This is a genomic window from Streptomyces alanosinicus (genome assembly GCF_014650595.1).
In the GTDB taxonomy this organism is placed as follows: Bacteria; Actinomycetota; Actinomycetes; order Streptomycetales; family Streptomycetaceae; genus Streptomyces; species Streptomyces alanosinicus.
Genome location: NZ_BMVG01000179.1, coordinates 1 through 512, shown reverse-complemented (window position 1 = coordinate 512; position 512 = coordinate 1). Strand labels below are relative to the sequence as shown.

Genomic DNA, 512 nt, shown 5'->3' with positions numbered 1-512 from the left:
CGGAACCCCCACCGCCAGGCCCGACCCTCCCACCCGCAACACCGGGCCCAGCCCCACGCCACCGCCAGCGGCGGCCGGCGCCGACGACATCCCCCAGCGAAAGTTGCCGACGCATGACCACCACCCCCCGCACCCGCATCGCCCGCCTGCGCACCCTCGCCCTCACCGGCCTGGCCACCACCGCCGCCGCCACCGCCGCCCTCACCCTCATCCCCACCACCGCCCAGGCCGCCGAACTCCCCCAGACACACACCCCCACCACGGCCACGGCCACCGGCAGCGACACCCGCACCACCACCCAGCAGACCGGCCACGCCGACAACCTCGACGGCTGGATCAAGCAGTCCCTGCAGATCATGAAGGCCAAGGGCATCCCCGGCAGCTACGACGGCCTCAAGCGCAACATCATGCGCGAGTCCGGCGGCAACCCCGCCGCCCAGAACAACTGGGACGTCAACGCCCAGAAGGGCACCCCCTCCAAGGGCCTCCTCCAGGTCATCGACCCCACCTTC

At 72.7% G+C, this 512-nt stretch carries 1 protein-coding gene; it reads left to right on the top strand.

What is annotated here, in order from left to right; all coding sequences use genetic code 11:
* Positions 1-113 precede the first annotated feature (113 nt).
* The coding region (locus IE277_RS46885) for a lysozyme family protein (protein ID WP_189960254.1) at positions 114-512 on the top strand (399 nt) is incomplete at its 3' end.